Origin of the sequence: Olsenella sp. HMSC062G07, assembly GCF_001811895.1 — a bacterium.
GTDB classification, from domain to species: Bacteria; Actinomycetota; Coriobacteriia; order Coriobacteriales; family Atopobiaceae; genus Olsenella_F; species Olsenella_F massiliensis.
In genome coordinates, this window is record NZ_KV806951.1 from 844848 (window position 1) to 869190 (window position 24343).

Here is a 24343-nt window from a genome sequence, read left to right on the forward strand (position 1 = left end):
CGCCGCGCTGCACGTGACGGCCTCTGATACGATGCACAGGCGCTCTCCCAGACCTCGTGTTGCGCGTTACGTCGGCTCCCGTTGGGCCAAGCGCCTCTTTGACCCTGCCTCCCGAATGTCATGAGCAGGAACGCGGGCTCGAGCCGCGCACCCGCGCATGCCTTCCACAGCTTCTCTCGCTCGGCGAGCAATCATGTCCCCAAGCCGCGCCCTACTGAGGTCGATCGGGAGGGCGTGAGGTAGTCAACGTCCATCGGGTTTGTGGCCACGAGCTCGCATCGCACGGCGTAGGCGAGGGTGCGCTGCAGCACTGCAGGCTACAGCGCGCACGTAAAACCAAACGAGAGGTTCGACAACGGCTGCAGGTTCCCCGGCGACCCCGAGGCGCCCGCCGGCGAGACGTACAACTGCCGCTGCACGCTGGTTGCCTATATTCCCGGGCATGACGTCACGGCAGGCCGCGAGAAGCAGCGCGTAGGCTCTCTTTCGAAGGCAGGCGTTAAGGAGCAACAACCAGAGGCGGCGAGCGGCAGGAGCCTAGAGAAGTTCTTAGAGCTAACAAGTGTGCAGAGGCGCATAGAGAAGTCCGGCATGAGCAAATCCAAGCTTATGAAGGCCATGCGTGAGGAAATGCGCAAGCAGGGCTACAGTGACCTCAGGGCGTTCAAGACGCTGCCGAAGAGCAGGCAGCAAGGTGTAATACGTAATGCTGTTGAACGTGGTATTACCAGCAAGAAATATGCTAATAAGATGGCAAAAGCAGACTTCAAACGCATTAACAGCCCAAAGTTCTTCAAAAAATTTAAGGGGTTAACTGGCGGCGAGAAGGTTAACAAGACGATAGCTAAGGAGTGCAGGGCTATCGTTACGCATAGGTCAGGTACAAACAGCGAAGACTTGGTGCTCATTTCTAAGGAAACGGGCAAGGTTGTAGCTCGTAGCACTGCAGCAACCAAAGAGAACGAAGTAAAATATACAACAAGCGTGCTTAATGCCATCAAGAAGCATAAACCGCATACGCTCATATCGGTGCATAACCATGCAACCAATATTCCGCCCACAGGGAGTGACTTTGATTCTCAACACACACACTCATACGCTGGGGGTATTGTCGTTTTGCACAATGGGGAAGTGCATTATTATGAGCAAACGGGCGTCGGTGTTTCTGGATGGTACTACGATGCAAAGATTGACGAACTGACTTTAACTGGTATGAGTGATTATGATGCTGCCATTGAAGTTATGTCGCAGCTGCAGAAAGAGGGGAGAATAAAATGGACGAAGCTTTAAGACGTAAGCTAGCTGCGTATTTTACTGCCCCCGCTGACATTCCTGCTAGCAAGAAGTTTGCAGACTGGATAGAGAGTGACTTTGAAAAAGCCAGTAAAATAAGGGAGCTGAACGCCCCTGAAAACTATGCTGAGTATGAAGCATTCAAACAAAAAGTGCTCAAAGGTGCTTTTTAGCTATCTAGCCGTACCTTGGCGCTAGCCCGTCCGAGCGCGGGTACACCGTGTGGCAGACGGGACACTGTGCGCCTCTCCCCACCTTCCCCACGTAGTACAGCGCCCCCGAGTCCCGATAGCACCGAGGGCAGATGGGGCTTTTGCGCGTCGCCCCGTCAATCACGCAATAAGTTCCGTCGATGCACTCAATGGACCTACGCTGCGAAGGCCGCGGCGTGGCTCCACGACGTGGTGGAGGACACGGGCGCAACCCTCGATGACCTGCGCGCCGCTGGCATCTCGGACGAGGTGATCGAGGCCGCGCGCCTGCTCACCCATGATCCCACGGTGCCGTACATGGAGTACGTGCGGCGCATCAAGACGAACCAAATAGCGAGGGCCGTGAAGCTGGCCGACCTTGAGCACAACAGCGACCTTTCGAGGCTGCCGGAGGTCACAGAGTCAGACCTTGAGCGCCTGGAAAAGTACCAGAAGGCAATGGCAGAGCTGTCGTGAGGCCCCCGCGCGGGGGCCTCACGTGTTAGGAGGTCCCGTGCGCAGGATCAGATGGTTGGTTCCTGACTTTGGGCAGGAGGGCATCTTGCCTCTCGGGCGTGTTGCGCACGGCTCTAGGCGGGCGTGTCATGCGAGCGTACTGTGATGCATATCGCAAGCTAGAGCGCCTTGTGATACCTTGTAAACCCTGAAGGGCCGCACCTCTTCTAGCCGCAAGGGAGTCCCGTTGTCTGAGAAGCGCCTCTTTCGCACCCTCACGACGAACGTCGTCCAGGACGAGACGATCATCGACGTCGATGACGTGTCCATGATCTTCAACATCGCCTCGGAGCAGTTCAACTCGCTCAAGGAGTACTTCATCGCGCTGATGCGCCACGAGCTGCGCTTCAAGGAGTTCCGCGCGCTCGACCACATAAGCTTCAAGGTTAGGCGGGGCGAGGCCTTTGGCTTGGTGGGCACCAATGGCTCGGGCAAGTCCACGATGCTCAAGATTATCGCCGGCGTCCTGGAGGCCTCCGAGGGCAGCTGCTCGGTCAAGGGGACCATCGCCCCGCTCATCGAGCTAGGCGCGGGCTTTGACATGGAGCTCACGGCCAAGGAGAACATCTATCTCAACGGCTCCCTCCTGGGCTACAGGAAGGAGTTCATCGACAGCCACTTTGATGACATCGTCGCCTTCGCCGAGCTCGAGAACTTCATGGACATGCCGCTCAAGAACTACTCGAGCGGCATGGTGGCGCGCATCGCCTTCGCGATCGCGACCATCACGGAGCCCGACATCCTCATCGTTGACGAGACCCTCTCGGTGGGGGACTTCCTCTTTCAGCAGAAGTGCGAGGACCGGATCCAGGAGCTCGTGAGGTCCGACAACACGACGGTGCTGCTCGTGAGCCACAGCATCGACCTCGTGGAGCGCATCTGCGACCGCGTCTGCTGGATCGAGAAGGGTAGGCAGCGCATGCTGGGCGCGGCCGACGAGGTGTGCGAGGCGTATCGGAGCCTGGGGGATCTGGCATGACGGGGCAGGACGAACGTGGGGGAGGCGTCGACGTCAGCGTCGTGGTCCCCTGCTACAACACGGAGCGATACCTCGACCAGGCGCTTGCGAGCGCCGAGCAGAACGACCGCGTCTCCCTTGAGATTATCGTCCTCAACGACGGGTCCACGGACGGGTCCTTGGACGTCATGCGTCGCCACGAGGGCAGGGACGCCCGCGTGCGCGTCATCGACAAGCCCAACCAGGGCTACGGCGCGACGGTCAACAGGGGATTCGCGGAGGCGCGCGGCACCTACCTCGCCATCCTGGAGCCGGACGACTGGGTCGAGCCGCACATGTATGACGACCTCTTTGACTTTGCCCGGAGCTTCTGCCTCAAGACGCCCCCGGACGTCGTGAAGTCGCCGTACTGGCGCATCTGGATGCCGGGGACCCCTGACGAGCGGCGGCTCAACTGCGCCTATTTTCGGCGCATCCGTCCCTCTCGCCAGCCCTTCACGCTCGGCGACTGCCCGCGCCTCGTGCAGCATCATCCCTCCATCTGGTCCGCGCTGTACCGAGCCGGCTTCATCCGCGACCGCTCCATTCGCTTCAAGGAGGTCCCGGGGGCGGGATGGGTGGACAACCCCTTCTGGTACGAGACGCTCTGCCAAGCAGAGACGATCGTCTACCTGGACACGCCCTATTACTGCTACCGGGAGGACCTTCCCGGCTCCTCGTCGGCCACGCGCGACCTCGCCCTCTCCTTCGACCGCTGGCAGGACATGTGCGACGTCTGCGACCGGCTTGGCGTCACGGACGAGGGCGTGCGCAGGGCCCTCGCCGTCGTGGGCTTTCGCTACGCGGGCGAGGCCATGGCCCAAGGCGCCCTCGAGGACGCCGACCTCAGGGCGCGGATGGGTGCCATCTTCTCTCGCATGGACGCCGAGACGATCCTCTCGCTGGACAACGTTGCGCCTCGCCTGAGGGAGCTGGCCTTCAGGCTCTCCGGCAGAGAGGTGCCCCGCGTCGCCGCCCTGGGCTATGCCCGGGGCCTCGTGCGCGAGTTCTCACACTCCCTCGGCATCAACGGCGTGGGCTTTGCCCTTGCGCAGACGAGGCGCTATCTCAGGAGGCGCGCCAGCCAGAACCGTCGCGGCCCGCGCCGCGACGGTGGGGAAGGTCAGGGCAAGGGGCTCCCCAAGAGCGCCCCCAGGAAAGGTCGCTAACCTCATGATGGTCAACTTCAGGCTCGCAAACGTGCTGCTATGCGACTCAGAGCGCAGCGTCACCCAGCCCTCCCTCTATTGGCGGCAGTCCCGGCTTCCCAGGGCCACGGAAAAGGGGAGCGTCATCCTGGCCGACCCCGCGAGCGAGCGCTACGACTTCGCGACGTACTTCAACGCCCTCTCGTCCATCAAGTGGCGTCGCTACACGCCCATCGACAACGTGTGGTTGCATCTGAGGGTCAAGGGCTCCCTCACGCTCACGCTCACGAGTTACTCGGGGTACAAGTCGCCCAAGAGGGCGGAGCTGCTGACTCGCACGGTCCGGCATGACGAGGTCGCGGATCTTGACGTCGAGTTTCCCTCCATCGCGGGGGACCTCCTCGCCTTTGAGGTCGCGACCGCCTCGCCCGTGGAGCTGGTCGAGGCCTACTACTACACGAAGGTGGACGAGGCCCTCATCCGCCCCGTCGAGCTCGCCGTCGCCACAACCACCTTCAAGAAGGAGGAGTACATCCTTCCTAACGTCGAGCTCCTGCGGCGCGAGGTGGGAGGCTGCGACGAGCCGGTTGCCAAGCACTTCACGCTGCACGTGGTCGACAACGGCCGCACGCTCGACGCGCAGGGGCTCTCAGAGGGCTGCGTGGTCGTGCATCCCAACCCCAACGTGGGCGGCTCGGGCGGCTATGCCCGGGGCATGATCGAGGCCTTGAGGCAGACGCCCCAGGCGACGCACGTCATCCTCATGGACGACGACGTGGAGGTGTCGCCCGAGAGCGTCAAGCGCACCTTCAACCTGCTCTCCCTCGTGCGGGACGAGTACGCGTCGGCGCTGCTGTCGGGGGCTATGCTCTCGCTTGAGCAGCAGGACATGTTCCGCGAGGACATCGGCCACCTTGACGAGAACGGCATGTTTGAGCCGGTCAAGAGGAAGCGCAGCGTCGCGACGCTCAGGGAGGCGCTCCGCCTTGAGACGATGCGCGCCTCCAAGGTCAACGCCTACGCGGGCTGGTGGTACTGCTGCATTCCCACGGCGGTCATCAGGAGGGTCGGCCTGCCGTTGCCCCTCTTCATCCGCGGGGACGACACGGAATACGGCATACGCTGCGACGAGCCGTTCATGACCATGAACGGCATCTGCATCTGGCACATGACCTTCTCGGCCAAGTTCCGCGCCAACCTCGACCGGTATCAGGTGCTGCGCAACTCCCTCATCGGCCAGGCTACCACGGGTGCCTACCCGGGCGTTGATTTCACAAGGGCGATCAGGATCGTCTTTGGCTTTGACCTCAAGAACTTCTATTACGACGGCTGCGAGCTCGCCATCCGCGCCATCGAGGACTACCTGCGCGGCCCGGAGTACCTCAAGCGCGTCGACGGTGCCGCGCTCATGGCCGAGACGGGCAAGAAGAACGAGAAGGTCGTCCCCCTCGACGAGATTGACGATCCCCGGGTCCTGCGCGTATCGTTCAAGCCCGAGAAGCTCAAGAAGAAGAAGCGTCGAAACAGCGCCCAGCACCTCTACGACTACGTCACCGAGAACGGACATCGCCTGCCCGACTTCCTCGTGAGCGACGAGCCTGCCGTGACGCTCCTGCAGGACTACGCCCCCAACAAGATTCGTAACCGCAGCTGCATCCTCGCCGTCACGGCAGACGGCAACGAGGGCGTGCTGAGGGAGTTCGACCGCCGTCGGGCCGCCGCGCTCGAGCGCGAGCTGCGCCGCGTCTTGGCAAAGCTCGACCGCTGTGGCGACGAGGTGGCCGCCAGCTGGGCCGCCGCAAAGGACGAGCTCACGTCCGTCTCGTTCTGGGAGGACTACCTCAGGCGCATGGCCCGCTAGGGTGCCCGTGAACGGGACAAGTTTTGAAGGTCGCCGATTTCTGCATATGTCGGCGGCCGTTTCGTATAGAATGGCCCTGTCCTTTAAACGCGGTACGAGATGCCCGTAAGGCGACGCGGCCCCTCAGGGTCGTTCCATAGCTGCCTTTTTGCAGATGTCAGGCGTCTCGTGCCGTGCAAGTCGGTGCGGGCCCTTATTTTTTTGGGAGGAGACAGATGCAAGGCAGCTGTAAGGCAACCATCATGGACGAGGCGGCCCTGTCGCGTGCGCTCGTGCGCATCGCGCATGAGGTCGTCGAGCGCAACGAGGGATCAAAGAGGCTTGCGGTCGTGGGAATCATCCGGCGGGGCGAGACCCTCGCGCATCGCCTGGCCGACGAGATCGAGCGCATCGTCGGCGTCCGCCCCGAGCTGGGGTCCCTGGACATCAGCTTCTACCGTGACGACGTGTCGCGCGCCATCCAGCCGGTGCTGCACGCGACCAACATACCCTTCACGGTTGACGGCAGGGACATCGTCCTGGTGGACGACGTCCTCTACACCGGTCGCACCGTGCGCTCCGCGCTCAACGCGCTCATGGACTACGGACGGCCGCACACGGTCCAGCTCGCCGTCATGGTCGATCGCGGCCATCGGGAGCTTCCCATTCGCGCGGACTTCGTGGGCAAGAACGTCCCCTCGTCCCATGACGAGGACGTCCGCGTCTGCGTGCGCCCGCTCGACGACCACGACGCCGTGGAGATCTGGGACCTTACCTCCACCACCAGCAAGGGAGGTGCCGAGTAGATGCTCTCCGTCAAGCACCTCATCGACACGTATAGCCTCACCGCCGACGACATCACGCAGATCCTGGACACCGCCGCCTCCTTCGAGGAGGTCAACAGCCGGGCCATCAAGAAGGTTCCCGCCCTCAGGGGCCGCACCATAGTGAACCTCTTCCTCGAGCCCTCCACGCGCACCAAGAGCTCCTTCGAACTAGCCGAGAAGCGCCTCTCGGCCGACTCGCTGAGCATGGGCGGCTCCACGAGCTCCGTCGTCAAGGGCGAGAGCCTTGCCGACACCATTCAGACGATTGACGCCATGAACGTTGACATGTTCATCTGCCGCGCCCGCCTTGCCGGCACGCCGCAGAAGATCACCGAGAACACCGACGCCATCGTCATCAACGCCGGTGACGGCAAACATCAGCATCCCACGCAGGCCATGCTCGACCTCTATACCATTCGCAAGAACTTTGGCCATCTTGACGGGCTCAAGGTGGCCATCGTGGGCGACCTCGCCCACAGTCGCGTCTGCGGCTCGTTGGCCCCCGCCCTCAAGACCATGGGCGCCCACGTGACGTTGGTGGGTCCTCCGACGTTCCAGGTGGACGACCCCGATTGGTTCGGCTGCCCCCAGACCGCCAGCCTCGACGACGTCATCGAGGACATGGACGTGGTCTACATGCTGCGCGTCCAGCTTGAGCGCATGGAGGGCGCCGCCATTCCCTCCCGGCGCGAGTACAACCGTCTCTACGGCCTTGACATGCGTCGCGTGGGCCGCATGAAGGACGACGCCATCATCTGCCATCCCGGCCCCATGAACCGCGGCATGGAGATTAACGCCGACGTGGCCGACTGCGCCCGCTCGCGCATCCTTGACCAGGTCAATGCCGGCGTCCTGACCCGCATGGCCGAGATGTACCTGCTTCTGGGAGGAGAGAACAATGCCGTTTCTGATTAGGGGCGCCCATGTGGTCGACCCGCAGCTGGGCCTTGACGACGTGCGTGACGTCCTCATTGAGGGTTCGACCATAACCCGCGTCGCGCCCGCCATCGACGACGCCGACGGCGTCGAGGTCATCGACGGCACGGGCAAGTACCTGGTTCCCGGTCTCGTGGACATGCACGTGCACTTTCGCGACCCTGGCTTCGAGTACAAGGAGACCACCGAGACCGGTGCGCGCGCGGCAACCCACGGCGGCTTCACGGACGTGGCCACGATGCCCAACACCGATCCCGTCACGGACTCCGGCGCCGAGATTCGCTACCAGCTCGACCACGCCCGTCAGGCGGGCCTCTGTCACGTGCGCCCCATCGGCGCGCTCACGCGCGGTGAGAAGGGCGAGGCGCTGGCCGAGATCGGCGACATGGTGATGGAGGGCGCGAGCGCCTTCTCGGACGACGGACACGGCGTCCAGAGCGCGGGCATGATGCGCACGTGCATGGACTATGTCTCGCAGTTTGACCGTGTCGCCATCGCGCACTGCGAGGTCGAGGCCCTCACCGCCAACGGCGTCATCAACGAAGGCAGGTCGTCCACCCGCCTGGGGATGTTCGGCTGGCCCGCCCTGGGCGAGGAGCTCGAGATCTACCGTGACATCGAGCTTTGCCGCCTTACCGGATGCGCCCTGCACATAGCGCACATCTCGACCGCCAAGGGCCTTGAGCTCGTCAGGCAGGCGAAGAAGGAGGGGCTGCCCGTCACCTGCGAGGTCACGCCGCACCACCTCTTCCTCAACGAGGACGACATCACGGACGCCTATGACACCAACCTCAAGATGAACCCGCCCCTGCGCTCGGCCCATGACATGGAGTGCCTGGTGGAAGGCCTCATCGACGGCTCCATCGACTGCCTTGTGACCGACCATGCCCCCCATGCCCAGCACGAGAAGGACTGCGAGTGGGAGATCGCCTTCTTTGGCACCATAGGGCTTGAGACGGCCCTTCCCCTCATGCTCACCAAGCTGGTGCGTACCGGACGTCTGAGCTGGGCGCGCCTCGTGGAGGTCATGGCCGTCAACCCCCGTCGCGTCCTGAGGCTCGCGCCCGTGCGCGTCGAGGCCGGATCGGCGGCCGACCTCACGCTTATCGACCCCGAGCAAGAGGTGGACGTCACGGTCGACTATTTTGAGAGCAAGTCTAAGAACTCGGCGTTTCTGGGGCAGTCGCTCGTCGGCGCCGCGACGGACGTCTTCGTCGGCGGCAGGCGCACCCTGACGGGCGGCGTCGTCACCCAGGCCTAGACGCGGCATCAAACCGCGGTGCCCGGCACGCCGGGCACCGCGCACGTGAGGAGGTGCATCGTGCCCAAGCCGAGGCCGAGCCTGCACGAGGCGGAGGTGGTGGAGAACGCCGCCGTGGCCGCACAGACATTTCGCATGGTCCTGAGGGCCCCCCGACTCGCCGAGGCCCTCGCGCCGGGACAGTTTCTGAGCCTGCGGGTCCCTCGTGACAAGAGCCAGCTGCTGAGGATTCCTCTCTCGTTCTCTCGCGCCGACGCTGCGACGGGCACAGTCGAGCTCGTCTATGCGGTGGTCGGCGCGGGCACGGAGGCGCTCGCGGACCTACGAGCCGGCGAGCGCGTCAGCGCGGTTGGCCCCGGGGGCGTGGGGTGGCCGCTTCCCGACGGCGGGCGCACCCTGCTCGTGGCGGGAGGCGTCGGCGCCCCGCCCATCGTGGCGGCGGCGGGGCTGCTTGCCGCGCATGACCTGCCCTTTGACGCGATCGTCGGGGCACGCAGCAAGGACAGGCTCTGGGGCGAGCGGCAGCTGCGCGACCTCGGTGCGCACCACACGCTCGTCACCACTGACGACGGCAGCTACGGCCTGGGCGGGCTCACGACCGACGCCATGGCTCAGTGCCTGGCGGCGCGCCCGTACGACCTCGTCATGGCCTGCGGCCCCACGCGCATGATGGCGGGCGTCGCGTCGTTGGCCGAGAAGGCCCACGTGCGCTGCCTGGTCTCCCTGGAGCAGCTCATGGCCTGCGGATTCGGGGCCTGCGGCTGCTGCAACGTGCCGCTGCGCAACGGCGGCTATGCGTCATGCTGCATGGACGGGCCCGTTTTTGACGGAAGCGAGGTGGCATGGTGAGCACCCCCAACATGGCCGTGGACTTTGCGGGCATCCGCATGAGCAACCCCGTGAACACCGCCTCCGGGACCTTCGGCTTTGGCTGGCAGTTCGAGAGCTTTCAGGACGTGTCTCGTCTTGGGGCCATCACCTGCAAGGGCTGCGCGCCCGTTCCCTGGCCGGGCAACCCCGGCAGTCGCATGGCGGAGACGGCGAGCGGCATGCTCAACTCCGTGGGACTCGCCAACCCCGGCATCCGCGCCTTCGTCAAGGACAACGGGGCCTATCTCACGAGGCTGAGCGAGCGAGGCGTCGCCGTCATCTGCCAGGTCGCCGGGCATTCGCTCGAGGACTACGTGCGCGCGGTGGAGCTGTACGAGGAGCTTGCCCCCTTCGCCTCCGGCATCGAGATCAACATCAGCTGCCCCAACGTGTCCGAGGGAGGCGCCGCCATGGGCGCGACGCCCTCGAAGGCGGCCGAGGTCATGCGTGCGGTGCGTCCCCGCAGCGCGCGCCCCCTCATCGTCAAGATGGCGCCGCACGACGTGTCGGAGGTGGCGCGCGCCCTCGAGGCGGCGGGCGCCGACGCGCTCTCGCTCGTCAACACGATTCCCGCCATGGCGATTGACGTCAGGACCAGAAGAAGCAGGCTCTCACGGCCCACGGCGGGTCTGTCCGGCCCCGCCATCCATCCCATAGCGGTGCGCATGGTATGGGAGGCGGCCCGCGCGACGTCCATTCCCGTCTGCGGCATCGGCGGCGTCACGACGGGGGAGGAGGCGGCTGAGTTCATCCTCGCCGGCGCCACGGCTGTCGGCGTGGGCACGGTGAGCCTCTATGACCCCGCGGCTGCCGGCCGCATCCTTGACGAGCTCACGACCTGGGTCGCAAGCCAGGGCGTGGATGACGTCAACGACCTGATTGGAGCCTTCGAATGCTAAGTGACGACGCCGCGCGCGACGCCATCATCGTCGCCCTTGACTGCGACCGCGAGACGGCCCTCGACCTCGCTCGGCGCCTGGAGGGGCGCGCCCGCTGGGTCAAGGTGGGCATGACGCTCTTCTACGCGGAGGGGCCCTCAATCGTGGGGGCGCTCAGCGCCCGGGGGCTTAAGGTCTTCCTCGACCTCAAGCTTCACGACATCCCCTTCCAGGTGAGGGGCGCCGCGCGCGCGGCGTCGCTCACGGGCGCCGACCTGCTCTCCATCCACGGCGCGGGCGGCTCGGCAATGGTGAGGGAGGCGCGTGCGGGGGTCGAGGAAGCCGCCGTGAAGAGAGACGGCCGACGCACGCGCCTGCTCGCGATCTCGGTGCTCACGAGCATGGGCCCGGACGCCCTGGCCGAGGTGGGCGTCGAGGCTCCCGTCGCCGAGCAGGTGGACCGCCTGGCGCGCCTTTCGGTCTCGGCGGGCTCGGACGGGGTCGTCTGCTCCCCGCAGGAGGCCGCGCGCCTGCGTGAGCTTTTGGGCCCTCAGGCTCTCATCGTCACGCCGGGCGTGCGCCCCTTGGGCGCCGCCGTCGGCGACCAGCGTCGCGTCGCCACCCCTGCGGCCGCCATCGGCGCGGGGGCGAGCAAGCTCGTCATCGGGCGCCCCATCACGCAGGCCCCTGACGTCGTGCGCGCCTTCGAGAGCGTCTTCGAGGAGCTCGAGGGCCCTCTGTCGGACGCGTCCGCCTAGACCGTGCGAGCCCGCGTCGTGCGGCAGGTCCGCCTTGCCGTGCCGCACGAATGTGGGCGGTTTTATGGAAACGGGGCCCTTTGGGGGTCCTCGTGGGCCACTTTGCTTGCAAATCGGAGCCACAACGGACAAACTACTTGTCCGCAAGCGTCTTACCTGCTAGTCTTTCAGAGCAAGGCGTTTTACAGACGCATCCTACGTTTGGAGGAACAATGGCACTACCTCAGCTTACCGATGAGCAGCGCAAGGCAGCTCTCGAGAAGGCCGCCGCTGCCCGTCATGCTCGTGCTGAGCTTCGCGACAAGATCAAGAAGGGCGAGACGAGCCTCCAGGACGTTCTCGCATCCGACGATCCCATAGCCGCTCGCATGAAGGTCTCTGCCCTCATCGAGTCGCTGCCCGGCTACGGCAAGGCCAAGGCCACCAAGATCATGGACGAGCTTGGCATTTCCTCCACGCGTCGCGTCAAGGGCCTGGGCGGCCGTCAGCGCGAGCAGCTCCTCGAGGTGCTCTCCAAGTAAGTGGGCAGGTCACCGAGACTCTTCGTCATATCCGGACCGTCGGGCGCAGGCAAGGGCACGCTCGTCTCGCTCGTGAGGCAGGCGGACCCCAGCCTGGGCCTGACGGTTTCGGCTACCACGAGACCCCCTCGTCCCGGTGAGGTCGATGGGGTCTCGTACCATTTCATGGATGAGGGCGAGTTCGCCCGCCGCGTGGCCGCGGGCGAGTTCTTGGAGTGGGCCGACGTCCATGGGCATCGCTACGGCACCCTCAAGGCTGACGTCGAGGCGATCCTGGGCCAAGGCAGGTCCGTCATTCTCGAGATAGACGTCGTGGGAGCCCTCAACGTGCGTCGCCTCATGCCTCAGGCGGTGCTCATCTTCGTTGAGCCGCCCTCCATGGCGGAGCTCGAGCGGCGCCTGCGCGCCCGACACACCGAGGACGAGGCCGAGGTCGAGCTGCGGCTGCGCAACGCTCGCCGCGAGCTTGAGCACGCCGCGAGCTATGACGTCCGCATCGTCAACGACGACTGCGCCGCCGCCGCACGCGACCTGGCGTCAGTTCTGAACGCATACGAGATGGATGGAGGAGACCCCCATCATGGCAGTAACCAAGCCCGAGATTGACGACCTCCTGGCGCAGACCGAGGAGAACCCCTTCCTGCTGTGCGCCGTGGCGTCCAAGCGCGCCTGCGACATCAACAACATGATTCGCGGCATGCACCTGCGCGTCGCCGAGGTGCAGGACTTTGACAACATCACGACCATCGTGTCCGGCGAGGACACCGTCTCGGTCGCCATGCAGGAGATCGAGGAGGGCACCCTGAGCTTCGTCAAGGAGGACTTCGACGAGAAGATCCAGGGTTCCAACACGCGCGTCGAGCACAACCTGTAGCATGAGCTCACGCGTATGCCTGGTCCACTATCACGAGATTGGTCTCAAGGGTAAGAATCGCTCGGCCTTTGAGAACCAGCTCGTGACCAACCTGCGCAAGGCGCTCCAGGCGTTTCCCGTCAAGGACGTGAGGCGCATCTCGGGACACCTCTTGGTGAGCTGCGTCGACGATGCCGTCACTGACGAGCTGGCCCGCGCTGTCGCGCAGGTCCCCGGCGTCGCGCGCGTCTCGCTCGCCTTTCACTGCGCGCTTGTGGAAAAGGAGTACTGCGACGCCGCCGTGCGCGCGCTGGGCGAGGCGGGTGACTTCACGAGCTTCAAGGTGCATGCCCGTCGGTCGTCCACGACCTACGCGCTGCACTCCATCGACATGAACCGCCTGGTGGGCGACGTGCTGTGCCGTGCGTTTCCCGACAAACAGGTGCGCATGCACAAGCCGGACGTCACGGTCAACGTGAACGTCGTCAACAACGGCGTCTACGTCTACGCGACCTCGGGCCCCGGCGTGGGCGGCCTGCCCGTCGGCACGGCGGGCAAGGTCGTGACGCTCCTCTCGAGCGGCTTTGACTCACCCGTGGCCACCTGGATGGTCGGGCGTCGAGGTGCCGTCTGCGTGCCCGTGCATTTTTCCGGCAGGCCCATGACCGCCGACACGAGCGAGTACCTCTGCCGCGACATCGTCGACGCCCTGGCCCCCGCCGGGATGGTCGGGCGGCTCTACGTGGTGCCCTTCGGAGAGCGACAGCGCGAGATCTCGCTTGCTGTGCCCCAGAGCCTGCGCATCATCACCTATCGTCGCGTGATGTTCGCCGTGAGCGAGCGGATCGCCGCCCTCGAGGGGGCGAAGGCGCTCGTCACCGGCGAGTCGCTGGGGCAGGTGGCCTCGCAGACGCTCGACAACATAGCCGCCGTCAACGAGATGGCGACCATACCGGTCCTGCGCCCTCTCATCGGCTCCGACAAGCAGGAGATCATGCGTCGGGCCCAGCAGATCGGCACCTACGACCTCAGCGCGCAGTCAGTTGACGACTGCTGCACCCTCTTCATGCCGCGTCGGCCCGAGACGCATGCCCGCCTCGCCGAGGTGCACGCGGCATGGGACTCCTTCGACCACGACGCCATGATTGACGATTTGGTGCGCGATATTGAGTACGTTGACTTCGACCAGTGCGCCTCGTATCGCCCACCTGCGTCCCTGCGCGCTCGCCACAGGGACCTTCTGCCCGCCTCCGAAGGCAACTGACGGCACATATTCCCCGGCAGGACGTCTGACGGCACGGGGCGCGGCAAGCTGGGCGCCAGACTGGCGCTCGCTTGCGTGACCAAGGCCGTCGCCTGCGCGTCTCCCTTGTCCCACACTGGAGAGGGGGGTGGTTCGCATGGCACAGCTGCGGCGACGGAGGCGGGGTAACCTGCCGCGAGCGGTGACGGGCGCCGTCGCCCTTGCGGGCGCCCTGGCGCTGGGCTGCCTGATCGTCGTGGGCGCGGGGACGCAGGCGAGCGGCACGCTCGTCATGCGCGATGACGGTGGCCCTGCCGAGACGAGCCAGGAGCGGCCCTTGCATGACGCCGACGAGGGCGCTTCGCCCGACGTCGCAGGCGCATCCGCCGGCGCGCCGTCCGCTGACGGCGACGTCGCCCTTGTCGTCGTGGACGTGGACGGTGCCGTCAACGCCCCGGGCGTCATCGAGCTCAGGGGCAGCCCGCCGCGCGTGCGCGACGCAATCACCGCTGCCGGGGGTCTTACCGAGGATGCGGACGGCACCGCCGTCAACCTCGCCGCACCGCTCGCTGACGGGCAGAAGGTGCATGTGCCACAGGTGGGCGAGGCGCCTGTTGCCGGGACGGTCGCCTCGGCCCCGGGCTTTGCCGCCGGGTCCTCCCAGGCGGCAGCGCTCGTCAACATCAACGCCGCCGACGAGGCGACGCTTGAGACCCTTCCGGGCGTGGGGGCAGCGACCGCCGCGACCATCGTGAGGGACCGCTCGACGAACGGTCCCTTTGCGACCATCGAGGACCTCATGCGCGTCTCGGGCATAGGCGAGAAGAAGTTCGCCAGGCTCAAGGACAGAATCTGTGTCTAGGTCACCGGAAGCGCCTCTCAGGCCTGAGGCGCCGTGGACGTTCTGGGGGCTTGTGGGCGTCCTATCCTCCGAGGGCGTCGTCATGTCCGTTCAGCCTGACCACGTGGCGCCCGTCGTCATCGTCACCCTTTTTGTCGTCGGGTGCGCCGCCGCGGTCTTCCTTCTGGGAGGCTGGCCGCCTCAAGGCGGACGTCACGGGTCCGTCGCCCGCTCCGTCCTGGCCGTGCTCGCCGCGCTCTGCGTGGGCGCGGCCGTGGCGTGCCTGCGGGTGGGGGCGGACCAGGCGACGGGGTGGCTCGTGAGTCATGACTCCCTCGCACGTTGGGAGCTTGAGCTGCTGGGCGACCCCACCCCGGGCGAGCGGGGATGGAGCTGCCTGGGCCGCCTGCGCGGGCCCGGCGCCCAGACGGCAAACGTGTGGGTGAGCGCGCCCGAGGAGCTTGCCGCCTTCGACCGCCTGCGAGTGGTGGGGCGCTTTTCTCCCAACGCGCAGGACGACTGGGGCGCGCGCAGCGCCCGGCAGGGGGTGATCGGGAGGGTGCGCGTGGTGCGCATCCTGGAGCGCAACGAGGCGTCGGGCCCGTTGGGCCGTGTCATGGGCTGGAGAAGGGACGCCCTCGCGCGAATCGACCCCGCCTCGTCTGACGGGCGCGCGCTGCTCGCCGCCACGGTGCTGGGCTTCGAGCCCGGCATGGCCGCGCGGTCCCTGCGGGAGCTCTTCTCCCGCGCCGGCGTCGCCCACCTCGTCGCCGTCTCCGGGGGTCACCTGGTCATCCTCTCCGCTCTCATGAGCGCGCCGCTGCGTCGATCACGCCTGCGACCGAAGGCGCGCGTGGGCGTCCTGACGGTTGCGCTCGGCTGTTTTGTCGTAGCCTGCGGCCTTCCCCTCTCCGCGCTGCGCTCGTGGGCCATGGCGACCGTCGCGTGCGCGGGCGAGCTGGCGGGCAGGCGCTCGCACGGCCTGTCCTCCCTCTCGATCGTCGGGTCCGCCATGCTCCTTGCGGACCCCGGCCTTTCGGGCCAGCTCGGGTTCCTTCTCTCGCTGTGCTCAGTCGCGGCGCTGTGCGTGTTCTCGCCCCTGGCCACTCATCTGGCCCGGCGTGCCCTCGCGGGGCCGCGGCGCAGGCTGGAAGCGTCGAGGTCGCGTTCCGTTCGTGTCGCGAGCGGCCTGGTGAGGGGAGGGGGCGAGATCTTGACCGCGACGCTCGTGTGCCAGCTGGCCACCCTGCCGCTGACCCTTCCCGCCTTTGGCGAGCTCTCCCTGGTGGCGCCCGTGGCCAACCTGATGCTGTCGCTGCCGTTCTCGCTGCTGGTCGCCGCGGGATGTTGTGCCGCCCTCACCTGTTCGCTGCCCGTGCTGGGTTCGGCGACGCTGTGGGCGGCCGAGCTCTGCGCCCGCCTCTGCCTCATGCCCCTGCGCCTGCTCTGCGCGCTGCCCTGGGCCTCCCTCGTCATCCCGGAGGGGCTGGCGTTACCCCCTGCCGTCTGCGCCCTCGCGGCCGCCCTGCTCTGGTGGCGCTGGGACGACGTGAGACCCACGTTGGTGGCACGGCTCGCGGCGGGCGCCCTCGCCCTTGTCCTTTCGCTTGCCATCGTGCCCTTCGTCCTGTCCCCCGCAGAGGTCTGCGTGCTCGACGTGGGGCAGGGGGACGCCATCCTCGTGCGTGACGGGCCCCATGCAATCCTCGTGGACACGGGGCCTGACGCCTCCTGCTCACGTGAGCTCGCGCGCCTGGGGGTCCTGCGCCTTGACGCCGTCGTTCTCACGCACCTGCACGCCGACCACGTCAACGGCCTGCGCGACCTCGCGCCGCCCTTGGGATGCGGCAGCGTCGTCGTCGCGCGCGGCGTCGATGACCTGCCGGCGGACGTCGTCGCAAGCAGCCGGCGCATCACGGGACGACGCCCGCGACAGATGTCCGAAAAAGACACGCTCAAGGCGGGCGCATTCACCCTCACCATGATATGGCCGACCGCCCCCGTGGACGGGAAGGACAACGAGGACTCCATCGAGCTCGTCGTAAGCTATGAGGGTCCGGCGGGTTGCATGACGGCCCTGTTGACGGGGGACGCCGAGCGCGACGAGACGCGCCGCGCGGTCCGGGGGGCCCGCCTTCGTGACATAGACGTGCTCAAGGTGGGTCACCATGGCTCCGAGGCGTCCATCGACCCAGAGACGGCCCGCATCCTCTCGCCTGACGTCGCGGTGGCCTCCGCAGGCGAGAACAACAAGTTCAATCACCCCACGCGGGCGTGTCGGGAGACGCTCGAAGGGGCGCGGGCGCTCTTTCTCTGCACCAAGGACCAGGGCACGATACGGCTGAGGCCCAACGCGCGCGGCGTCGTCGTCGTGAGCGCGCGGGACGGCGCCTTGGACGGGACGGATGTGGCATAGTGTAGGGTCACGAGGGGAAAGGACGTGTCATATGGCATCACGCTCCGCGCGACCGCTTCTGGCGGCCTATCTGGTCGTGGGGGAGGACGAGCTCAAGAGCCGCGCCGCCCAGACGCGCCTCAAGGCGCGGCTCGAGCCTGGCCTGGAGGCCTTCAACCTGGACGAGCGCCAGGCGGGACCCGACCTTGACCCCGTCGAGCTCGTCGCCTCGCTCAACACGCTGCCCATGGGCTCGGGCTTCAGGCTGGTGCTCATCGGCGAGTCCGAGCGTCTGCCCAAGCCCGTGTCGGAGGCCATCATCACCTATCTTGCCGATCCCAACCCCGGCTGCGTCCTGCTGCTGGTCACAAAGTCCCTGGCCAAGTCCACGCGCCTCTACAAGGCGGTGGCAGCCCTGGGCCCCCAGGCCGTCATCGACTGCTCCGCCATGAGGTCGCGGGACCTCTCGACGTTGGTCCAGAAGCTTGCGACGGCGCGAGGGATGAGCATGGGGCAGGACGCGGCGCGTGAGCTCGTGAGTCGCGCGGGCACGTCAACCACCATGCTTGACAACCAGGTGAGGGCCCTCGCCGCGCTCTGCGGCGGCAGGGGCGAGATCATGCTCGCGGACGTCGAGCGCCACGTGGCGCGGACGGCGGAGGTCAAGCCGTGGGACTTCCTCGACGCCCTCTGCGAGCGGAGGCTTCCGCGGGCGCTCGAGCTGTACGGCCTCATGCAGAAGCCCTCGCAGATCGCCCTCACGGCCCTCGTCGCCGGACGAGTGCGCGAGCTCATCTGCGCCCGCTCGCTGGCGGACAGGGGGGAGGCGAACCTGCTCGCCTCGACGCTCAGGAAGCCCGAATGGGCCGTCAGGCGGCACGTCGGATGGGCGCGGCGCTTTGGCGAGGGCGAGCTTGAACGCGCCTTGGCCTCCTGTGCGAGCTGCGAGCGCTCCCTCAAGGGCGGCGGCGATGCCGAGATCGCCTTTCTGTCCCTCATGGCCGCCGTCTGCGACCTCTGAGTCCTCGCGGCCGGGACCGAACTGAAATCTCGCATCCCACAAGGCCCCAGGACGAGCCTGGGATCACGCGCATATGAGAAAGGGGCCCGTCGTGGCGGACGGGCCCCTTACGATGTGAGCTGTCGGCGCAATTCCTAACGTTCGAGACCCGCGAGCGCGACGCGAACGCGCGGCGTAATCAGGCCCTGGGCCCTAGAGGGAGTTGACGAGGCCCTGGATGCCGCTCTTGCGCTTGGCGGCCTGGTTCTTGTGGATGACGCCCTTGGAGGCCGCCTTGTCGAGCAGGCGTCCGGCCTTGTTGGCAAGATCCTGAGCGCCGTCCTTGTCCTCGGCCTCGACGGCCGCGCGAACCTTCTTGACGGCAGTCTTGAGCTCGGAGCGAACCGCCTTGTTGCGCATGCGGGCCTTCTCGGCGGTGATGATGCGCTTCTTCTGCGACTTGATGTTTGCCACGTGCGAATCCTTTCAAATGCTGTCCCAGAGGCCTCTTGACTTAGCTGGGGATGGGCGTGGGGCACCCACCCTCGACACGGCGAGGTCAACCGCTGAAGTATAGCATGCTGGCCGGCACATTTGCTATCATCTTCCGCATGAACACGCATGACGTCTCACATATTCGCAACTTCTCTATCGTTGCCCACATCGACCATGGCAAGTCCACGATTTCGGACCGCATCCTCGAGCTCACGCACACGGTCGAGGACCGCGAGCTCTCCACCCAGATGCTCGACTCCATGGACATCGAGCGGGAGCGTGGCATCACCATCAAGTCGAACGCCGTCCGCGTGAGCTACGACGCGGACGACGGTGACAGCTACCAGTTCAACCTCATTGACACCCCGGGTCACGTCGACTTCACCTACGAGGTCTCCCGCTCGCTCGCGGCCTGCGAGGGCGCGGTGCTGGTCGTGGACGCCACCCAGGGCGTCGAGGCCCAGACCGTCTCCAACGCCACCCTCGCCATGAACGCCGGCCTCGACATCGTCCCTGCCATCAACAAGATCGACCTTCCCTCCGCCCATCCCGACGAGGTCAAAGACGAGATCGAAGAGGAGCTGGCCATCCCCGCCGACGACGCCGTGCTCGTCTCGGGCAAGACGGGCGAGGGCATCCATGATTTGCTCGAGGCCATCGTCTACCTGGTGTCGCCCCCCGCGGGAGACGCCGCCGCGCCTCTCAAGGCCCTTATCCTGGACTCCTACTTCGACGAGTATCGGGGCGTCATCGCCACGGTGCGCGTGTTTGACGGCAGCATCCGGAAGGGTGACCAGCTGCGCATGATGGCCCTGGGCGACGGCTTCCTCTGCGACGGCGTCGGCTGCAAGCGCCCGGACGAGACCATGGTTGACGCCCTGTCCGTGGGCGAGGTGGGCTTCGTGGTCACGGGCCTCAAGGACACCGCGCTCGTCAAGACGGGTGACACGATCACCTCGGCGACGCGCCCCTGCGCCCAGGCCTGCCCGGGTTACCAGGACGCCAAGCCCATGGTCTACACCGGCCTCTTTCCCATCGACAACAAGCAGTACGAGAACCTCAGGGACGCCCTGGAGAAGCTGCGCGTCAACGATCCCTCCCTGGTCTGGTCGCCCGAGACCTCGGTCGCCCTGGGCTTTGGCTTTCGCGTGGGGTTTCTGGGCCTCCTGCACATGGAGGTCGTCAAGGAGCGCCTTGAGCGGGAGTTCGGGCTCGACCTCATCGCAACCTCGCCCTCCGTGAACTACCACGTGTTCCTCACCGACGGCAGCGAGCTCGCCATCACCAGCCCCCAGGACCTTCCCGACGTCACGCGCATCGACCGCATCGAGGAGCCCTACCTCGCCGCCAAGGTCATCGTCCCCCCCGAGCACATGGGGGCGGTGATGCAGCTTGCCATCGAGCACCGCGGCATCACCAAGGACATGGTCTATCTCAGCGAGAAGTCGGTTGAGATCCACTTTGACATCCCGCTGGCCGAGCTCATCCTCGACTTCTTCGACCAGCTCAAGAGCCGCACGAAGGGCTATGCCTCCCTTGACTACGAGATGGCCGACTATCGGCCGAGCGACCTGGTCAAGCTCGACATCCTGCTCGCCGGCGACGAGGTGGACGCCTTCTCGTTCATCGTGCACAAGGACAAGGCCTACGCCCTGGCGCGCGGCCTCTGCGACAAGCTCAAGGAGATCATTCCGCGTCAGCAGTTCGAGGTTCCCATCCAGGGCGCCATCGGCAACAAGATCATCAGTCGCTCCACGGTGCGGGCCGTGCGCAAGGACGTCCTGGCAAAGTGTTACGGCGGCGACATATCCCGCAAGCGCAAGCTCCTCGAGAAGCAGAAGGAGGGCAAGAGGCGCATGAAGGCCATCGGGTCCGTTGACGTGCCCCAGGAGGCCTTCCTCGCCGTCCTCAAGGTGGGGGACGAATGACCCCCTCCGAGCTCCTGGCGGCGTACGCCCCGGCCGCGGGCCTGGGCGCCGGCGTGCGCCCCTTCGTCGGGCGCGGCTCGAGCCTTCGTTTTCTCCTTGCCCGCAACCCCCTGCTCATGGCTCCCATGGCTGGCGTCTCCGACGGCGCGTACCGCCTGATGGCGCGTGCCGGGGGAGCGGCCCTGGCCTACACCGAGATGGTCTCCGTCGCGGGCATCCACTACGGGAGCGACAAGACCTGGGACCTCGTGCTGCCCGTCGAGGGAGAGCCCGACCTCGCCGTCCAGCTCTTCGGGAGCAGGCCCGAGCAGTTCGAGGAGGCCGCCGCGCTCGTAGCCGAGCGCCTGGGCGAGAGGCTCGCCCTCATCGACGTCAACATGGCCTGCCCCGTCCGCAAGGTCGTCTCGAAGGGGGAGGGGTCGGCCCTCCTCGACGAGCCCGCGCGCGCAGAGGCGATCGTGCGCGCCTGTCGGCGAGGCGTTTGCGACCAGGTGCCCGTGACCTGCAAGATTCGTCTCGGACGGCGTGACGGCGAGGAGGTCGCCCCCGACTTCGCGCGCCGGCTGGAGCAGGCGGGGGCGTCCGCCATCGCCGTCCACGGGCGTACGGCCGCGCAGCTCTACCGGGGCAGGGCGGATTGGGGCGTCATCCGCCGCGTCGCCGAGGCGACTTGCATTCCCACGATCGGCTCGGGCGACGTGACGGACGCCCGCGCGGCCGCGCGGCTGCTGGACGAGACGGGCGCGACGGCCGTCATGGTCGCCCGCGGCTCCTATGGCAACCCCTGGCTCTTCTGCCAGGCGCAGGCGCTTCGGCGCCACGAGAAGGGCATGTCCCCCACAATCGCCCAGCGCCTGGACGCGCTTGGGCTCCATCTTCAGATCCTCGAGGCGACGGGCGGGCATCTCGTGCGCGGGAGGAGCGTCGCCGGCTGGTATCTCAAGGGGCTGCCCCACGCCTCTGTCTGGCGCGACGCCGCCATGTCCTGCGTCACCCTGACCGACTTCCTTGACCTGCTTGACGACGCGCGCGACCGTCTGGCGGACGAAGGCGCCGATGTCTGACGACGCCCACGACCCGACCCGTAAAAATTCGCCGAGCGTGTCTGCCCTGTACCTGCACGTTCCCTTCTGCGCCCGCAGGTGCCTCTACTGTGACTTTCCCACACGCGCAGCGCGCGCAGATGACGAGCTTCTCGTCGCCTACGCGCGGGCCCTTCGCCTTCAGCTCGCAGAGCTGACGTCCCTGGGGCTGCTCGAGGGGGTCCGGACGGCCTATCTGGGCGGGGGCACCCCGAGCTTCTTGGGACCCAAGACGCTAGGGTCCCTCGTGGCGGCGGTGCACCGTGCCTGCCCCGCGCTCGCGGAGCTCAGCTGCGAGGCCAATCCCGACTCGCTTGGCGACGAGCTTATGGCAAAGCTCGTGGACGGCGGGGTCACGCGCGTCTCGGTGGGCGTCCAGAGCCTGGACGACGCGGAGCTTGCCGCCCTGGGGCGCGCACATGACGCGACATCGGCCCGAAGGCGCCTGTCCGCGGCCGTCAAGAGCGGCCTTCTCGTCTCCTGCGACCTCATGTGTGCCACACCCCTGCAGACGGAACGATCCTGGCGTACCACGCTCGCCGGCGTCATCGACGCGGGCGTCGGCCACGTGAGCGTGTACCCGCTCCAGATTGAGGAGAGCAGCGCCTTCGGCAGGCGCTACGCCCACGCCGAGGCAGCCTTCAACGACCCCGACGTCCAGGCCGCCCGCATGCTCGAGGCGGAGAGGGCGCTGGGCGCGGCCGGGCTCGTTCGCTATGAGGTGGCGAGCTACGCCCGTCCGGGCGAGGCCTGCGCCCACAACCTGGCCTATTGGACGGGACGCCCGTACCTGGGCCTGGGGACGGGCGCCGCGGGCATGCTCGACGCGCGCGAATACGCCCGCCTCAGCGTCGCCGCCCCGCAGCTGCCCGAGCTGCCGGCGAACATCACGCGGGTCCGTCTCACCGTCACCAGCTCCCCGCGCGCCGTCGCCCTTCGCCCCCGTCTGCGCGACCTCTCGTGTGACCTCGAGTTCCTCACGGCGGACCAGGCGCTCTGCGAGGACCTCATGCTCGCCGCGCGCACCTCCGCGGGCCTGGGGGCGCCTCTGCTCGAGCGCGCCCGAGAGCGCCTGGGCGCACGACGCCTGGACGCCTGCCTTGGCCGCGTCCTGCGGCGGGGACTCGTGACGCTGCGTCCCGACGGCGCGCTCGCGCCCACGCGACGCGGGTGGCTCCAGGGCAACGAGCTCTACGGCGAGCTCTGGGGCCTGCATGAGGGGGAGGTTTTGGGCGCACGGTGCTAATGGGCGCCGCAGGTGCTTAGGCAGGGCGTCACTTGGCTATACTCTCTAGACTGCAGGACCACGACGGACAGGCAGGCAGGACCATCGCATGACCGCAATGAACGAGAAGGACTATTACGCGATTCTGGGCGTGGAGAAGGATGCCTCGTCGGACGAGATTCGTCGGGCCTTCCAACAGAAGGCGCGCAAGCTCCACCCGGACGTCAACAAGGACCCCGGCGCGGAGGAGCGCTTCAAGGAGGTCTCTGAGGCCTATGCCGTCCTGTCGGACGACAGCAAGCGCAGCCGCTATGACGCGATGCGCTCGGGCAGCCCCTTCGCGCCATGGGAGGGTGCGGGCGCGAGCACGGCACGATCGGGCGGCGACCCGTTTGGCTGGGGCTTTCCCTTCGGCGGCGTCGGGTGGGCGGCCGGCCGGTCGGCGGGACGCGCGTACAACCCGCGCGCCGGGTCCGACGTCGTGGTCGAGCTCGACCTGGACGAGCGGTCCGCTCGGGAGGGCTGCACGCGCGGGGTCACCTACCAGCGCTATGCGAGCTGCGACAGCTGCCACGGCTTTGGATCCATACGCCATGAGCACGCGGAGACCTGTCCCACCTGTGGCGGGTCGGGGCATATCGGCGTTGACCTCAGCGGCATCTTCGGCTTCGGCACGCTCGAGATGGAGTGTCCCGAGTGCGCGGGCACCGGCAAGGTGGTGGCCGACCCCTGTCCCGCATGCGGCGGGTCGGGACGCACCCTCTCGGCCAGCGAGGTGGTCGTCTACGTGCCGGCGGGCTCCCACGATGGGAGCGAGGTCCGCGTCGCCGGGATGGGAAACGCCGGCACCAACGGCAGGGAGGGGGGCGACTTCGTGTGTCGCGTCGCCGTTGCCTCCGAGCGCCTGAGCCCGCGCCAGGCGCGAGGGTTCTACCTGCTGGGCTTTGGGACGCCTTTCGTCGCCTTCGGCCTGGCGTCGCAGGACCTTACGAGCATGGGCGTCTTCGTGGTCATCTTGATGGGCGTGGGGCTCTGGAGCCTGCTGGGCGAGGGCGTCATGCATCCCAGGACCTGGTGGAAGCACGGCCTCAGGATCGCTGCCAACGGGGCCTCCAACGGCCTTCTGCTCGCGCTTCTGCTCGCGATGATGCACTCCTGCGCCAGCCTGGGTACCCGGGGCTATGTTGGCAGGTAGGCCTTTGGGCGTCACGCCACGTCAGTTGATTCGCAAGGGAGATCGGTGAG

At 66.8% G+C, this 24343-nt stretch carries 24 protein-coding genes; 23 read left to right on the forward strand and 1 reads right to left on the reverse strand.

Going from position 1 to position 24343, the window contains the following annotated elements; genetic code table 11:
• Positions 1 to 297: 297 nt before the first annotated feature.
• The 19 genes from HMPREF2826_RS06900 (at position 298) to holA (ending at position 18389) form a co-directional block, all read left to right on the forward strand.
• Complete coding sequence (locus tag HMPREF2826_RS06900; RefSeq protein ID WP_070640475.1) at positions 298 to 1290, forward strand: hypothetical protein; 993 nt, start codon at positions 298 to 300, stop codon at positions 1288 to 1290.
• Positions 1275 to 1466, forward strand: coding sequence for a hypothetical protein (locus HMPREF2826_RS09295; protein ID WP_148138351.1), 192 nt, complete (start codon positions 1275 to 1277; stop codon positions 1464 to 1466). The genes HMPREF2826_RS06900 and HMPREF2826_RS09295 overlap by 16 nt, the downstream gene beginning before the upstream one ends.
• Before the next feature lie 228 nt (positions 1467 to 1694).
• On the forward strand, positions 1695 to 1961 hold the full coding sequence (locus HMPREF2826_RS06905; RefSeq protein WP_070640477.1) for a hypothetical protein: 267 nt from the start codon (positions 1695 to 1697) through the stop codon (positions 1959 to 1961).
• Between the two features lie 226 nt (positions 1962 to 2187).
• Positions 2188 to 2979 carry an ABC transporter ATP-binding protein gene (locus tag HMPREF2826_RS06910; protein ID WP_058270439.1) on the forward strand — a complete coding sequence of 264 codons (792 nt, stop codon included), beginning with the start codon at positions 2188 to 2190 and terminating at the stop codon, positions 2977 to 2979.
• Complete coding sequence (locus HMPREF2826_RS06915; RefSeq protein WP_070640479.1) at positions 2976 to 4166, forward strand: glycosyltransferase family 2 protein; 1191 nt, start codon at positions 2976 to 2978, stop codon at positions 4164 to 4166. Before HMPREF2826_RS06910 ends, HMPREF2826_RS06915 begins: the two co-directional genes overlap by 4 nt.
• A 4-nt stretch (positions 4167 to 4170) precedes the next feature.
• Positions 4171 to 6006: a glycosyltransferase gene (locus HMPREF2826_RS06920; protein ID WP_070640481.1), complete on the forward strand. Its 1836-nt coding sequence runs from the start codon at positions 4171 to 4173 to the stop codon at positions 6004 to 6006.
• A gap of 215 nt (positions 6007 to 6221) precedes the next feature.
• Complete coding sequence (pyrR, locus tag HMPREF2826_RS06925; RefSeq protein ID WP_058270437.1) at positions 6222 to 6791, forward strand: bifunctional pyr operon transcriptional regulator/uracil phosphoribosyltransferase PyrR; 570 nt, start codon at positions 6222 to 6224, stop codon at positions 6789 to 6791.
• The gene (locus tag HMPREF2826_RS06930; protein ID WP_070640482.1) at positions 6792 to 7727 is read left to right on the forward strand and encodes an aspartate carbamoyltransferase catalytic subunit; all 936 of its coding nucleotides are present in this window, start codon (positions 6792 to 6794) and stop codon (positions 7725 to 7727) included.
• Positions 7711 to 9009 carry a dihydroorotase gene (locus HMPREF2826_RS06935; protein WP_070640483.1) on the forward strand — a complete coding sequence of 433 codons (1299 nt, stop codon included), beginning with the start codon at positions 7711 to 7713 and terminating at the stop codon, positions 9007 to 9009. Before HMPREF2826_RS06930 ends, HMPREF2826_RS06935 begins: the two co-directional genes overlap by 17 nt.
• 60 nt (positions 9010 to 9069) lie before the next feature.
• The gene (locus tag HMPREF2826_RS06940) at positions 9070 to 9858 is read left to right on the forward strand and encodes a dihydroorotate dehydrogenase electron transfer subunit (RefSeq protein WP_246824710.1); all 789 of its coding nucleotides are present in this window, start codon (positions 9070 to 9072) and stop codon (positions 9856 to 9858) included.
• Positions 9852 to 10778 (forward strand): dihydroorotate dehydrogenase, encoded by a 927-nt coding sequence (locus tag HMPREF2826_RS06945; protein WP_070640484.1) that lies wholly within the window; start codon positions 9852 to 9854, stop codon positions 10776 to 10778. Before HMPREF2826_RS06940 ends, HMPREF2826_RS06945 begins: the two co-directional genes overlap by 7 nt.
• On the forward strand, positions 10772 to 11515 hold the full coding sequence (pyrF, locus tag HMPREF2826_RS06950; protein WP_070640485.1) for an orotidine-5'-phosphate decarboxylase: 744 nt from the start codon (positions 10772 to 10774) through the stop codon (positions 11513 to 11515). The genes HMPREF2826_RS06945 and pyrF overlap by 7 nt, the downstream gene beginning before the upstream one ends.
• Positions 11516 to 11727: 212 nt before the next feature.
• Positions 11728 to 12036, forward strand: a complete 309-nt coding sequence (gene mihF, locus HMPREF2826_RS06955) for an integration host factor, actinobacterial type (protein ID WP_058270432.1) — start codon at positions 11728 to 11730, stop codon at positions 12034 to 12036.
• Positions 12037 to 12642, forward strand: a complete 606-nt coding sequence (gene gmk, locus HMPREF2826_RS06960; RefSeq protein WP_058270431.1) for a guanylate kinase — start codon at positions 12037 to 12039, stop codon at positions 12640 to 12642.
• Entirely contained in the window at positions 12617 to 12910 is a 294-nt protein-coding gene (locus HMPREF2826_RS06965; protein WP_058270430.1) for a DNA-directed RNA polymerase subunit omega, read from the forward strand. The genes gmk and HMPREF2826_RS06965 overlap by 26 nt, the downstream gene beginning before the upstream one ends.
• Position 12911: 1 nt before the next feature.
• Positions 12912 to 14153, forward strand: coding sequence for a tRNA uracil 4-sulfurtransferase ThiI (gene thiI, locus HMPREF2826_RS06970; protein ID WP_070640487.1), 1242 nt, complete (start codon positions 12912 to 12914; stop codon positions 14151 to 14153).
• A gap of 136 nt (positions 14154 to 14289) precedes the next feature.
• On the forward strand, positions 14290 to 14994 hold the full coding sequence (locus HMPREF2826_RS06975; protein ID WP_070640489.1) for a ComEA family DNA-binding protein: 705 nt from the start codon (positions 14290 to 14292) through the stop codon (positions 14992 to 14994).
• 82 nt (positions 14995 to 15076) lie between these two features.
• Complete coding sequence (locus tag HMPREF2826_RS06980) at positions 15077 to 17389, forward strand: ComEC/Rec2 family competence protein (RefSeq protein ID WP_148138353.1); 2313 nt, start codon at positions 15077 to 15079, stop codon at positions 17387 to 17389.
• Between the two features lie 31 nt (positions 17390 to 17420).
• The gene (holA, locus tag HMPREF2826_RS06985; protein WP_070640493.1) at positions 17421 to 18389 is read left to right on the forward strand and encodes a DNA polymerase III subunit delta; all 969 of its coding nucleotides are present in this window, start codon (positions 17421 to 17423) and stop codon (positions 18387 to 18389) included.
• A 192-nt stretch (positions 18390 to 18581) separates the two neighbouring features.
• Here the strand turns inward: holA and rpsT are convergent, their stop codons facing one another.
• Positions 18582 to 18842: a 30S ribosomal protein S20 gene (gene rpsT / locus HMPREF2826_RS06990; RefSeq protein ID WP_070640495.1), complete on the reverse strand. Its 261-nt coding sequence runs from the start codon at positions 18840 to 18842 to the stop codon at positions 18582 to 18584.
• Positions 18843 to 18979: 137 nt separating this feature from the next.
• Here rpsT and lepA point away from each other — a divergent pair, with 137 nt between their 5' ends.
• The 4 genes from lepA to HMPREF2826_RS07010 all read left to right on the forward strand — a co-directional run bounded on the left by lepA (position 18980) and on the right by HMPREF2826_RS07010 (position 24293).
• Positions 18980 to 20791, forward strand: coding sequence for a translation elongation factor 4 (lepA, locus tag HMPREF2826_RS06995; protein WP_070641241.1), 1812 nt, complete (start codon positions 18980 to 18982; stop codon positions 20789 to 20791).
• Positions 20788 to 21855: a tRNA dihydrouridine synthase gene (locus HMPREF2826_RS07000; protein ID WP_070640497.1), complete on the forward strand. Its 1068-nt coding sequence runs from the start codon at positions 20788 to 20790 to the stop codon at positions 21853 to 21855. Before lepA ends, HMPREF2826_RS07000 begins: the two co-directional genes overlap by 4 nt.
• Positions 21848 to 23119: a coproporphyrinogen-III oxidase family protein gene (locus tag HMPREF2826_RS07005; protein WP_070640499.1), complete on the forward strand. Its 1272-nt coding sequence runs from the start codon at positions 21848 to 21850 to the stop codon at positions 23117 to 23119. Before HMPREF2826_RS07000 ends, HMPREF2826_RS07005 begins: the two co-directional genes overlap by 8 nt.
• A gap of 88 nt (positions 23120 to 23207) precedes the next feature.
• Positions 23208 to 24293, forward strand: a complete 1086-nt coding sequence (locus tag HMPREF2826_RS07010) for a DnaJ domain-containing protein (RefSeq protein WP_070640501.1) — start codon at positions 23208 to 23210, stop codon at positions 24291 to 24293.
• The last annotated feature ends 50 nt before the right edge of the window (positions 24294 to 24343 follow it).